The organism is bacterium (assembly GCA_019637795.1).
GTDB lineage: Bacteria > Desulfobacterota > Binatia > HRBIN30 > CADEER01 > JAHBUY01.
Map to the genome: position 1 here is coordinate 372,300 of JAHBUY010000004.1, position 11,978 is coordinate 384,277.

The following is an 11,978-nucleotide window of genomic DNA, read 5'->3' on the forward strand; positions in this document are numbered from 1 at the left end:
CGCGCGGACCCGCGCCGCCGCTGCGTGGTCAATCGCGGCGGCGCGTGCTAGGCGTGCCGCCGCTCGCATGCCGTGCACCCGTCTGCTGATCGCCAATCGCGGCGAGATCGCCATCCGCATCGCCCGCAGCGCCGCCGAGGTCGGGGTGGCGACGGTGGCGGTGTTCTCCGAGGACGACGCCACGGCGCTGCACCGCCTGCACGCCGACGCGGCGCGGCCGCTGCGCGGCGTCGGTCCGGCGGCCTACCTGGACGCCGAGCAGCTCATCGCCGCGGCGCGCGACGCCGGCTGCGACGCGCTGCACCCGGGCTACGGCTTCCTCGCCGAGCAGGCCGACTTCGCGCGCGCCTGCGGCGCCGCCGGCCTGACCTTCGTCGGGCCGCACGCCGACGCGCTGGCGCTGCTCGGCGACAAGTCGAAGGCGCGCGCCCTGGCGGTCGGCGCCGGCGTGCCGGTGCTCGCCGGCAGCGAGGGCGCGGTGTCGCTCGAACAGGCGCGCGCCTTCCTCGCCGGTCTCGCCGGGGCGCCGATGGTGATCAAGGCGGTCGCCGGCGGCGGCGGCCGCGGCATGCGCATCGTCGCCGAGGCCGACCACCTCGCCGCCGCCTATGCCCGCTGCCGCTCCGAAGCCGGCAACGCCTTCGCCGACGATCGGGTCTACGTCGAGCAACTGCTGCCGCGGGCGCGCCATCTCGAGGTGCAGATCGTCGGCGACCGACGGGGCGGGCTCGTCGATCTCGGCGAGCGCGAGTGCACCCTGCAGCGGCGCCACCAGAAGCTGATCGAGCTCGCCCCGAGCCCGTGGGCGACGCCGCGGCTGCGCCAGCGCCTCGCCGCGGCGGCGCGGCGGCTCGCCGAGGCGGTCGCCTGCGACGGCGTCGCCACCGTCGAGTTCCTGGTCGACGCCGACGCGGCGCCGGACGAGGCGCCGTTCTTCTTCATCGAGGCGAATCCGCGCCTGCAGGTGGAGCACACGGTGACCGAGGCGGTCACCGGCCTCGACCTGGTGGCGATCCAGCTCGCCATCGCCGCCGGCGGCTCGCTCGCCGATCTCGGTCTCGGCGCCGCCGCGCCGCCGCCGCGCGGCATGGCGCTGCAGGCGCGGGTGAACATGGAGACGGTCGGCGCGGACGGATCGGTGAAGCCCGCCGGCGGCACCCTCACCGCCTTCGACGCGCCGTCCGGACCGGGGGTGCGGGTCGATACCTGCGCCTACAGCGGCTGGTCGCCGAGCCCGCGCTTCGACTCGCTGCTGGCGAAGGTCGTCGTGCACGTCCCCGATGCGCGGATCGGCGCCGTGGTCGACAAAGCCTCTCGCGCCCTCAGCGCCCTGCGGGTCGGCGGCGTGGCGACCAACGTCGACTTCCTGCAGACCCTGCTCAGCGAGCCCGACGTGCGGGCGATGGACGTCACCACCGGCTGGGTCGACGCCCGCCTCGGCAGCCTGGCCGCCGCCGACGCGGCCCGCCATCCGCGCCGCTTCTTCGCCGTCGCCGACGTCGAGGCCGCCGCCGACGCGTCGGTGGAGATCGCAACGCCGCCGGGGGCGCGCGCGGTGCGCGCGCCGCTGCAGGGCACGGTGGTGAGCATCGACGTCGCCGTCGGGTCGCGGGTCGCCGCCGGCCAGTCGCTGCTGGTGATGGAAGCGATGAAGATGGAGCACGTCGTCGCCGCGCCGACCGGCGGCATCGTGGTCGCCGTGGCGGTGGCCGCCGGCGCCGCGGTGCGCGAGGCGGCGCCGCTGCTCTTCCTCGAACCCGCCGACGACGCGATCGCGGCGACCACCGCCGCCGACGGCGAGGACCCGAACGCGCTGCGCCCCGAGCTCGTCGAAGCGATCGAACGGCACGCCGTCGGCCTCGACGCGCGCCGCCCGGAGGCGGTGGCGCGGCGCCGCCGCACCGGTCAGCGCACGGCGCGCGAGAACGTCGACGACCTCTGCGACCCGGGGAGCTTCGTCGAGTACGGCGCCCTCGCCCTGGCGGCGCAGCGCAGCCGGCGCCCGCTCGAGGACCTGATCGCCCGCACCCCCGGCGACGGCCTGGTGGGCGGCATCGGCACGGTGAACGCCACCCGCGTCGACCCGGCGCGCAGCCGCTGCGTGGTGATGTCCTACGACTACACCGTGCTCGCCGGCACCCAGGGCTTCCAGAACCACCGCAAGAAGGACCGCCTGTTCGAGCTCGCCGAACGCCAGCGGCTGCCGGTGGTGCTGTTCGCCGAGGGCGGCGGCGGCCGGCCGGGCGACACCGACGCCCCCGGCGTCTCCGGTCTCGACTGCCTCGCCTTCCAGTACTTCGCCGCGCTGAGCGGGCTGGTGCCGCTGGTCGGCATCGCCTCCGGCCGCTGCTTCGCCGGCAACGCGGCGTTGCTCGGCAGTTGCGACGTGGTCATCGCGACCCGGGGCGCCAACATCGGCATGGGCGGCCCGGCGATGATCGAGGGCGGCGGACTCGGCGTCTTCCGGCCCGAGGAGGTGGGGCCGCTGGCGGTGCAGGCGGCCAACGGCGTCGTCGACGTCGCGGTCGCCGACGAAGCCGACGCGGTGCGCGTGGCGCGACAGTACCTGTCGTACTTCCAGGGTCCGCTCGCCGCCTGGACGTGCCCGGACCAGCGCCGCCTGCGCACCGTGGTGCCGGCGAACCGGCTGCGCGTCTACGACGTGCGCCGCGCCATCGCCGGTCTCGCCGACGACGACTCGGTGCTCGAGCTGCGCCGCGCCTTCGGCGCCGGCATGGTGACGGCGCTGGCTCGCATCGAGGGGCGGCCGCTCGGCATCGTCGCCAACAACCCGCTGCACCTCGCCGGCGCCATCGACCGCGACGGCGCCGACAAGGCGGCGCGCTTCATGCAGCTCTGCGACGCCTTCGACCTGCCGCTGCTCTTTCTCTGCGACACGCCCGGCATCATGGTCGGCCCGGCGGCCGAGGAGACGGCCCTGGTGCGGCACGCGGCGCGGCTGTTCGTGGTCGGCGCCAGCCTGACCGTACCGTTCTGCACCGTCGTCCTGCGCAAGGGCTACGGCCTCGGCGCCCAGGCGATGGCCGGCGGCAGCTTCAAGGCGCCGCTGTTCACCGTCTCGTGGCCGAGCGGGGAATTCGGCGGCATGGGCCTCGAAGGCGCGGTGCGCCTCGGCTTCCGCAACGAGCTCGCCGCGGTGCAGGACGAGGCCGAGCGGCAGGCGCTGTTCGAGAAGATGGTCGCCCGCGCCTACGAGATCGGCAAGGCGGTCAACGTCGCCTCGCACTTCGAGATCGACGACGTGATCGATCCCGCCGACACCCGCCGCTGGATCGTCGCCGCCCTCGCCGCCGCGCCGCCCCCACCGCCGCGCGCGGGGAAGAAGCGCCCCTGCGTCGACCCGTGGTGAGCGGAGGCACCACCCCAGGGAGGATCACTGCGGCTCGGTGTTCCTCCGTGGCTCCTCAACTCGACTGCTGTCGTCCCCGCGACTGCACGCCGGCCCGGCGGGCGGCCAGCACCTCGGGCGTCAGTCCGCGGGCATGGTCGCGCGCGGTCTCGCTCTCGATCGCCAGACCGCGGGCGAAGGTCTCGGCATAGCCGGCGTCGATGACCCGCTTGTAGGCCCGCATCACGTCGGGGACGCAGGAGCGCATGTCCTGCGCCAGCGCCTGGCAGGTCGGCAGCAGCGCCGCGGGCTCGACGACGCGATTCACCAGCCCCCACGCCTCCGCCTGCTCGGCGCTCAGGTAGTTGCCGGTCAGCGACAGCTCCTTGGCGCGATAGATGCCGATGGTGCGCGACAGCTTCTGGCTGAGGCCCCAGCCCGGCATGATGCCGACCCGCGCGTGGGTGTCGGCGAAGCGGGCGCCGCGCGCCGCGATCAGCAGGTCGCAGGCGAGCGCCAGCTCGAAGCCGCCGGTGATGGCGAAGCCGTTGATGGCGCCGATCACCGGCTTGCCGCACCCCTGCACGGCGCCGACCACGTCGCCGCCGGCCACCGCCGATGCGGCGTCGTCGGCGGCGCCGGTCTCGCCGCCGAGCTCCTTCAGGTCGAGGCCGGCGCAGAAGGCGCGGCCGGCGCCGGTGAGAATCACCACCTCGACGGCCGGATCCCCTGCCAGACGGGTGAAGGTCTCGGCGATGGCGGCGCGCAGGACGCGCGACAGCGCGTTCATCGCCTGCGGGCGATTGAGGGTGACGGTGGCGACGCCGTCGGCGACGTCGACGAGCAGCACATCGGCGGTCATGGGACGCTCCTTCGCCGGCGACGATCGGCGAGCGCCGGCGAGGTGTCAACCAGGTTGCGCGAACGAGCGGCGATGACGTAACACGGCGCCGGGTGATCGGCGGGGCGCGGCGCGTGTGGGGCGTGGCGCGCGGAAACCCGGCGGTCAGATCGTCAGCGAAACGGAGGGTCGTGATGCGCAGACCGGGGGGATCCGCCGCCGCCGCCCTGGCGGCAAGTCTGGCACTGCTGCTGGCCGCGCACGCCGCGCACGGCGCGGCGCTCGACGAAGCGGGCGAGCTCTCGCTCGGCGTCCGCAGCTACACCGCGGCGCGCGTCGGCAGCCAGCACACCGACATCTCGATCATCTACGGCACGCCGACCCACAGCCGGCAGACCTTCCGCAGCCTGACGTTTCCGGTGTCGCCGGCCGGCCACATGCGCCAGAGCCGGTACTTCCTCGAGGCCGAGCTGCGGCACAATCTCGACCGCCTGATCAAGGACGGCTTCGGGCCGCTGGCGCTGATCAACGACCTGCCGGTGCGGGTGCGCAACGTGAAGTACAACCTCACCGGCCGCTTCGAGTACGACGGTGTCTACGACTACGGCCCGGCCGAGTACCGCACCGCGTACCAGTACTACAACGAGGTGCTGGTGCCGCCGTTCTCCGGCCGCACGCCGCCCGTCCTGCCGGTGCGGCGCACGCTGCGCAACGTCGCCTCGTGGCGCGCCCGGCTCTTCCAGGCCTTCCTCGAGGCCGACGTCGGCAAGCTGTACCTCCGCTTCGGTCGCCAGATCCTCGCCTGGGGCGAGACCGACGCCTTCCGCCTGCTCGACAACATCAACCCGCTCGACAACAGCTTCGGCGGCTTCCTCGTCCCGCTCGACGAGCGGCGCCTGCCGCTCGACATGCTGCGCACCAGCTACCAGATCGGCGACATCCCGTTCCTGCCGTTCTACGACTCGTACCTGGAGGGCTTCGCCGCCGTCGACAACGCCGTCGCCATCCAGCCCGGCATCCCCAACGGCTCGCCGTGGCAGCTCCCCAACTTCCAGCCGAGCGCGGTCCTGCTCACCACCAAGGACATCCCGCCGACCAATCTCCCCCACACGCGCGGCGGCCTGCAGTTCAAGTTCTCCACGCCGCTGCCGCCGCTGAGCGACGCCCAGGTGGGCATCGCCAGCTACTGGACGTATCTCGACACCCCGGCGGTGCAGACCCTGGTGCAGGGCGATCCCAACAGCGGCATCTTCTTCCCGCTCGCCATCCAGCAGGGCCGGGCGGCCGGCTACCTGGCGCAGGCGGTGCAGACGGTGCCGACGACCCAGATCACCGGCGCCAGCATCACCACCAGCGTCCCGGCGGACTACGCGCGCTACCTCGGCCTGAGCGGCGAGCCGGTGCTGCGCAGCGAGCTCGCCTACTTCAGCAACGAGGCGCGCTTCACCCAGGCGCAGCTCGATCCCTTCGTCTATGCGCTCGGCAACTGCACCGCCGGCGGCCGCCTCACCGGCACCGGCTACTGCACCGGCGGGCGGCGCACCGGCGATTCCTGGAACTACGCCCTCGGCATCGACCACAACCAGTTCATCCGCTGGCTCAACCCGGGGCAGTCGATCTTCTTCAGCGCCCAGTTCTTCTACAAGCACTTGAACGGCGCGGCGAAGCGCGTGCCGATCCCCGCCATCGGCCCGTACGTCCCGGGCCAGCCGAAGCTGTTCAACGGCGAGGTGCTGCCCGTGCCGGCCTACAACCAGTCGCCCGACAGCCGCGGCATCCCGAGCGGCGCGTCGGAGAGCGTCTTCATCCACCAGCCGGTCGACCAGTACCTGAACACCCTGCTGGTCGCGACCCAGTACTTCAGCGGCCAGGTGGCGCCGGCGCTCGGCGTCTTCTACGACTGGGGCGGCGCCGTCGTCGCCCAGCCGCAGGTGACCCTGGTGCGCGACCCGTTCCGCTTCACGCTCAGCTACAGCTATCTGTACGCCAGCACGCTCAAGGGCGGCTCCGGCATCAGCCTGCTGCGCGACCGCGACAATGTGTTGTTCCAGTTGGAGTACGTCATCTGAAGGTCGTCACGTTGTTGGTTGTTGAGTTGCCAGTCAGAGTTCCGGAACCCAACAACCAACAACCTGCCTCACTCCACCGTCACGCTCTTCGCCAGATTCCGCGGCTGGTCGACGTCGCGGCCGAGCTCGACGGCGGCGTAGTAGGCGACGAGCTGCAGCGGCAGGGTGAGCAGGATCGGGTTGAGCTCGTCCTCGTTCGGCGGCACCAGCAGCAGGGCGTCGCTGCGCCCCGGCAGACGCTCGTCGCCGGCGTGGGTGACGGCGATCACCGGCCCGCGCCGGGCGCGGATCTCCTCCAGTGACGACAACGACTTCTCGTAGAGGTGGTCGCGCGGCAGAACGACGAAGGTCGGCGTCTCCGGGCACACCAGCGCCAGCGGCCCGTGCTTGAGCTCCGAGGCCGGATAGGCCTCGGCGTGGACGTAGGCGATCTCCTTCAGCTTCTGCGCCCCCTCCAGCGCCACCGGGTAGCCGTTGGCGCGGCCGATGTAGAAGGCGTTGTCGCGCGTCGCATGGGCGCGGGCGACGGCGCGGATCTGCTCGGCGCCGCGCAGGACGGCGCGCATCTGCTCGGGCAGCTTCTGCAGCCCGTCGATGATCCGCCGCCCCGCCGATGGCGACAGGTCGCGAATGCGGCCGAGGTAGAGCGCCAGCAGGGCGAAGGCGACCAGCGTGCAGGTGAACACCTTGGTCGACGCCACCGACACCTCGGGCCCGGCATGGATGTAGATCCCGCCGTCGACGGCGCGGGCGATGCTCGAGCCGACGACGTTGACGATGCCGAGCACCCGCCCGCCCTTGCGCTGCACCTCGTGCACCGCGGCCAGCGTGTCGGCGGTCTCGCCCGACTGGCTGACGGCGACGTACAGGCAGTCCTTCTCGATCACCGGATTGCGGTAGCGGAACTCCGACGCCGCCTCGGCGTCGGCGGGCACGCGGGCCAGCGCCTCCAGCAGGTGGGCGCCGCCGATGCCGGAGTAGTACGCCGAACCGCAGCCGAGGATCTTCACCCGCTTGATGTCGAGCAGATCGCGCGGCGTCAGGTTGAGACCGCCGAGGTGCGCGGTGCTGAACTGCAGGTCGAGCCGCCCCTTCAGCGTCCGCTCGCACGCCTCCGGCTGCTCGAGGATCTCCTTGAGCATGAAGTGGTCGTGCTCGCCGCGGTCGTAGGCCTCCTGGCCCCACTGCACCGTGGCCGGCGCCTTGGTGGTCGGCTGGTCGTCGAGCGTCACCGTGCGATAGCCGCCGGCATCGAGCACCGCGACCTCGCGGTCGTCGAGGTACAGCACCTGCTCGGTGTGACGCACCAGGGCGGCGACGTCGGAGGCGATGAACATCTCGCGCTCGCCGACGCCGATCACCACCGGGCTGCCGTTGCGCGCCGCGACCAGCCGATCCGGCTGGCGCGCGTCGACGACGGCGATGCCGTAGGTGCCCTGGATCACCGCCAGCGCCTGCCGCACCGCCGCGTCGAGCTCGCCGCCGAACGCCTCGATGAGATGCGCCAGCACCTCGGTGTCGGTCTCGGACGCGAAGACGTGCCCCTTCGCCTCCAGCTCGGCGCGCAACTCGGCGGCGTTCTCGATGATGCCGTTGTGCACGACGGCGATGTGGCCGCTGCAGTCGCGGTGCGGGTGCGCGTTGGCGTCCGTCGGCTCCCCGTGCGTCGCCCACCGCGTGTGCGCGATGCCGACCGTCCCCTTCAACCGCCGCGGCAGCGTCGCTTCCATCTGCCGCACCTTCCCCGCCGCCTTGTGCACCTTCAGCCCGCCGCGGGTCACCACCGCGACCCCCGACGAGTCGTAACCGCGATACTCCAGCCGATGCAGCCCGGCGATCAGAATCGGCAGCGCATCCTGCCGCCCGACGTAGCCGACGATCCCACACATGGCTCCTCCATCACGCGCGCGCGCCGGCGCCCGCTCACCCGTACACCATCCGCCGCACCTGGCGTTCGCTCAGCGCCGGCGCCGCGAAGCGACGCTGCCGCGCCTCCGCGACCAGGCGGGCGAAGATCTCCGCGTTGCGCAGCTCCTCGCCCTGCAACTCGGCGTGGCGACGGACGACGAATCCCTCCAGCGACTCCGAGAAGTAGTCGAGCACCTCGGCCACCACCCGCTCGGCCTCGGCCCGACTCAGCCGCGTCGTCCGCTCCAGGTGCTCGACCAACGCGGCAAAGCCGTCCGTACTCTCCATGAAGCGGCATGGAACCATTCGAGAACGGCGAAAGCAACGAATTTGCCCGAATACGGGCACCCATTGGCCATTATCGCCACGTCGGCTCGGCTTTTGGCTACTGGGCGGGCTGCGGGGCGCGAGGACTGTCGGTAGGCGGGGGAGGCAGGGATTTCCTCGCAGCGACGGCTTGCAGAGGTGTCGCGGCCTGGCATGAGTTCAGGGGTGGCGACGCGGGCGATGCGCTGGATGACGGCGATGGCGCTGGCCGTGCAGGCGGTGGTCTGGAGCGGGCCGGTCGGCGCGCGCGGCGGCATCGAGATCGAGGGGGTGACCTTCGCCCCCAGCGTCCACGCCGGCGGTCGTCTGCTGGTGCTCAACAACGCCGGTCTGTTGCGCTACCGCGTCGTCATCAAGGCGTACGTCGCGGCGCTCCATCTCGAGGAGGGAGCGGCGCCGGGCAGCGCGCTCGGCGACGTCGCCAAGCGGCTGGAGGCGGAGTACTTCTGGGCCCTCGCCGGCCGCGACTTCGGGCCGGCGACGATCGAGGGCATGGCGCGCAACGTCGACGCCGCGACGCTCGCCTCGCTGCGGCCGCGCCTGGAGCAGTTCGCGCGGCTGTTCGTCGACATCCGCCCCGGCGACCGCTACGCGCTCACCTACCTCCCCGGCGTCGGCACCGAGCTGTCGCTGAACGGGCGCCCGCTCGGCACCATCCCGGACGCCGATTTCGCCGCCGCGCTGTTCGCCATCTGGCTCGGCCCGCAGCCGCTGGACGGCGACCTCAAGCGCGCCCTGCTGGCCAGCCGATGAGCGACGCGCCGCTGTCGCCGCCGCGGTGGCGCGCCTGGGCGCGCCGCGCCACGACGATCACCCTCTATGCCTCGGCCTGGCTGCTGCTGCTGGCGACCCTGCCGGCGCTGGCGCTGGCGGCCGCGGCGACGGACGCGTGGCGCGGCGATCGGCGATGGCCGACGCTGCGCTGCCTCGCCTTCGCGCTGCTCTACCTGAGCTGCGAGGTGGCCGGCGTCGCCGCCGCCGGTGTCCTCTGGCTGGCGACCGCCGGCGGGCGCGGCCGCGTCAGCACGCCGGCGGCGCGGCTGAGCGGCCTGTCCGACGCCTACCTGCGCGCCAACTTCCGGCTCCAGTGCTGGTGGGCGTGCCGCCTCTTCCACGGCGCCGAACGGATCTTCGGCCTGCGCACCGTGGTCAGCGGCGACGCGGCGGTGCGCAGCGGCCCGTACCTGCTGTTCCTGCGCCACGCGAGCATCGGCGATACCGTGCTGCCGGCGGTGCACATCGGCGCCCGGCACGGCATCATGCTGCGCTACGTGATGAAGCGCGAGCTGCTGTGGGATCCCTGCCTCGACATCGTCGGCAACCGCCTGCCGAACTACTTCGTGCAGCGCGGCTCCGGCGACAGCGGGCGCGAGATCGCCGCCGTGCAGCGCCTGATCGAGCAGCTCGGCCCGAACGACGGCGTGCTCCTCTATCCGGAGGGGACGCGGTTCTCGCCGGCGAAGCGGGAGCGCGTCGTCGCCCGCCTGCGCGGGGCGCTGCCCGCCAGGCTGCAGGCGCGCGCCGAGCGGCTGCGCCACACCCTGCCGCCGCGCCTCGGCGGCGCGCTCGGCCTGCTGGAGAAGAACCCCGGCGCCGACGTCGTGTTCTGCGCCCACACCGGCTTCGAGGGCGCGGCGAGCGTCCGCGACCTGCTGGCGGGGGCCCTGATCGGCCGCGAGGTGCGGGTCGCCTTCTGGCGCGTCCCCTTCGCCTCCATCCCGCGCGACGCCGACGGGCGCGCCGAGTGGCTCTACGCCCACTGGCAGCGCATCGACGACTGGGTCGATGCCGCCCTCGCCGCCGCGGCCGCGCCGCCGCGCCCGCGCGCCCTCTCCGCCTGAGACCGCCGTGGACCTGGGCACCATCCTCCTCGCCACCGCGCTGGCGACGCTGCTCGCCCAACTGCTGCTCTGGCTCGCCAGCCTGCGCCTGCGCGACGTCAGCATCGTCGACATCTACTGGGGCCTCGGCTTCGCCCTGATCGCCATCGTCGCCGCGGCGCTGGCCGGCGGCTATCCGTGGCGCAAGCTGCTGCTGACCCTGCTCACCGTCCTGTGGGGGCTGCGCCTCGCCTTCTATCTGTTCTGGCGCAACGCCGGTCACGGCGAGGACTACCGCTACCAGGCGATGCGCCGCCACCACGGGGCGCGCTTCCCGCTCGTCAGCCTGGCGACCGTGTTCGGACTGCAGGGCGCGCTGATGTGGGTGGTGTCGCTGCCGGTGCAGGTCGGGCAGACGACCGTCGCGCCGGCGCACCTGACCTGGCTCGACGCCGCCGGCGCCGCGCTGTGGGCGCTCGGTCTCGCCTGCGAGAGCGTCGGCGACTGGCAACTGGCACGCTTCAAGGCCGACCCGGCGAACGCCGGCGCGGTCATGGATCGCGGCCTGTGGCGCTACACCCGCCACCCCAACTACTTCGGCGATGCCTGCGTCTGGTGGGGGCTGTGGCTGGTCGCCGCCGCCGGCGGCGCCTGGTGGACGGTGCTGAGCCCGGCGCTGATGACCTTCTTCCTGATGAAGGTCTCCGGCGTCGCCCTGCTGGAGCGCTCGATCGGCCGGCGGCGTCCGGGCTACGCCGACTACGTCGCCCGCACCTCGGCCTTCATCCCCTGGTTTCCGAAGGCCGGCTGACGGCGTGGCGGCCACCGACCCGGTCCGCTAGGAAGCGCGGCGGAGGGAGGAAGCATGCGCGGATACCGAACCCTGCGCCGGCTGCTGCTGGTCGGCCTGCTCGCCGCCCCCGGAATCGGCTGCGGCACCATGCACCTCGTCGCGCCGCCGGGACGCGAAGTGTACATCATGCCGGCCGACAAGCCGGCGCAGGTGCACGTCGAGCGGACGGTCTGGTTCTACCAGTGGGGCGCCAAGGCGTTCTCGGACAGCAACAGCACGCGCCAGGACATCGAGCGCTACCACCTGCGCGAGGTCCGCTTCGATACCTACCAGAAGTGGTTCGAGATGCTGATGAATCCGGTCATGTCGATCGTCAGCATCCAGCGCCGCACCGTGATCGTGGAGGGCAACCCATGACACCGCGCGGTTCCCGGGTGATCGCCGCGCTGCTGATCGCCGTCCTCGCCTGCACCAGCACCGCCTGCTTCCACGTCCGCGCCGAGGCGCCGCCCTTCCCCGAGCACGTCCGCCTGCTGCCGCCCGACGCCCCGGTCGAGGTCAGCCGCAAGTACCAGACGTTCTACTACGCCTGGGGGCTGTTCCCGATGACCCAGTCGGACCAGGCGAAGTACATCATCGAGCAGGAGCGCCTGGTGGAGGCGCGCATCGTCCAGGGCGGACTGCTCGAGGGCATCATCGCCGGCTTCTTCGGCGCCGTGGTCATCGGCGGTTTCGTCCTGCCGCAGAACATCACCGTCGAGGGCAACCGGACGCCGACCCTGCCGAAGTAGCCGGCGGCGCGGCACGTCACCGCCGCGCGGCGCTGGCGCGCTGTGCCCCGCTTGACGTTGAGAGTGATTACTCTAAGAGT

General features: G+C 72.7%; 10 protein-coding genes. 7 read left to right on the forward strand and 3 right to left on the reverse strand.

The window, feature by feature from the left end; genetic code table 11:
• Positions 1-67 precede the first annotated feature (67 nt).
• Positions 68-3,370: an ATP-grasp domain-containing protein gene (locus tag KF840_15645; protein ID MBX3026341.1), complete on the forward strand. Its 3,303-nt coding sequence runs from the start codon at positions 68-70 to the stop codon at positions 3,368-3,370.
• Positions 3,371-3,425: 55 nt separating this feature from the next.
• Here the strand turns inward: KF840_15645 and KF840_15650 are convergent, their stop codons facing one another.
• A complete protein-coding gene (locus tag KF840_15650; protein MBX3026342.1) occupies positions 3,426-4,211 on the reverse strand; it encodes an enoyl-CoA hydratase in 786 nt (261 codons plus the stop codon).
• A gap of 173 nt (positions 4,212-4,384) precedes the next feature.
• Here KF840_15650 and KF840_15655 point away from each other — a divergent pair, with 173 nt between their 5' ends.
• Positions 4,385-6,259, forward strand: a complete 1,875-nt coding sequence (locus KF840_15655; protein ID MBX3026343.1) for a hypothetical protein — start codon at positions 4,385-4,387, stop codon at positions 6,257-6,259.
• A 68-nt stretch (positions 6,260-6,327) separates the two neighbouring features.
• On the opposite strand, the gene glmS is transcribed toward KF840_15655, so the two are convergent.
• Both glmS and KF840_15665 read right to left on the reverse strand, forming a co-directional pair.
• Entirely contained in the window at positions 6,328-8,148 is a 1,821-nt protein-coding gene (glmS, locus tag KF840_15660; GenBank protein MBX3026344.1) for a glutamine--fructose-6-phosphate transaminase (isomerizing), read from the reverse strand.
• Between the two features lie 34 nt (positions 8,149-8,182).
• The gene (locus KF840_15665) at positions 8,183-8,455 is read right to left on the reverse strand and encodes a hypothetical protein (protein ID MBX3026345.1); all 273 of its coding nucleotides are present in this window, start codon (positions 8,453-8,455) and stop codon (positions 8,183-8,185) included.
• Between the two features lie 192 nt (positions 8,456-8,647).
• On the opposite strand from KF840_15665, the gene KF840_15670 reads away from it, so the two are divergent.
• The 5 genes from KF840_15670 to KF840_15690 are packed head-to-tail and all read left to right on the forward strand — an operon-like array spanning position 8,648 to position 11,898.
• Entirely contained in the window at positions 8,648-9,247 is a 600-nt protein-coding gene (locus tag KF840_15670; protein ID MBX3026346.1) for a chalcone isomerase family protein, read from the forward strand.
• Positions 9,244-10,335, forward strand: a complete 1,092-nt coding sequence (locus KF840_15675) for a lysophospholipid acyltransferase family protein (GenBank protein MBX3026347.1) — start codon at positions 9,244-9,246, stop codon at positions 10,333-10,335. The genes KF840_15670 and KF840_15675 overlap by 4 nt, the downstream gene beginning before the upstream one ends.
• Complete coding sequence (locus KF840_15680) at positions 10,280-11,125, forward strand: DUF1295 domain-containing protein (GenBank protein ID MBX3026348.1); 846 nt, start codon at positions 10,280-10,282, stop codon at positions 11,123-11,125. Before KF840_15675 ends, KF840_15680 begins: the two co-directional genes overlap by 56 nt.
• A gap of 54 nt (positions 11,126-11,179) precedes the next feature.
• A complete protein-coding gene (locus KF840_15685) occupies positions 11,180-11,524 on the forward strand; it encodes a hypothetical protein (protein ID MBX3026349.1) in 345 nt (114 codons plus the stop codon).
• Entirely contained in the window at positions 11,521-11,898 is a 378-nt protein-coding gene (locus KF840_15690) for a hypothetical protein (protein MBX3026350.1), read from the forward strand. Before KF840_15685 ends, KF840_15690 begins: the two co-directional genes overlap by 4 nt.
• The last annotated feature ends 80 nt before the right edge of the window (positions 11,899-11,978 follow it).

Bases quoted from the DNA above. Each gene is read 5' to 3' on its own strand.
- KF840_15645 (MBX3026341.1), top strand. From the start codon at position 68: ATGCCGTGCACCCGTCTGCTGATCGCCAATCGCGGCGAGATCGCCATC.
- KF840_15650 (MBX3026342.1), bottom strand. From the start codon at position 4,211: ATGACCGCCGATGTGCTGCTCGTCGACGTCGCCGACGGCGTCGCCACC.
- KF840_15655 (MBX3026343.1), top strand. From the start codon at position 4,385: ATGCGCAGACCGGGGGGATCCGCCGCCGCCGCCCTGGCGGCAAGTCTG.
- glmS (MBX3026344.1), bottom strand. From the start codon at position 8,148: ATGTGTGGGATCGTCGGCTACGTCGGGCGGCAGGATGCGCTGCCGATT.
- KF840_15665 (MBX3026345.1), bottom strand. From the start codon at position 8,455: ATGGAGAGTACGGACGGCTTTGCCGCGTTGGTCGAGCACCTGGAGCGG.
- KF840_15670 (MBX3026346.1), top strand. From the start codon at position 8,648: ATGAGTTCAGGGGTGGCGACGCGGGCGATGCGCTGGATGACGGCGATG.
- KF840_15675 (MBX3026347.1), top strand. From the start codon at position 9,244: ATGAGCGACGCGCCGCTGTCGCCGCCGCGGTGGCGCGCCTGGGCGCGC.
- KF840_15680 (MBX3026348.1), top strand. From the start codon at position 10,280: ATGCCGCCCTCGCCGCCGCGGCCGCGCCGCCGCGCCCGCGCGCCCTCT.
- KF840_15685 (MBX3026349.1), top strand. From the start codon at position 11,180: ATGCGCGGATACCGAACCCTGCGCCGGCTGCTGCTGGTCGGCCTGCTC.
- KF840_15690 (MBX3026350.1), top strand. From the start codon at position 11,521: ATGACACCGCGCGGTTCCCGGGTGATCGCCGCGCTGCTGATCGCCGTC.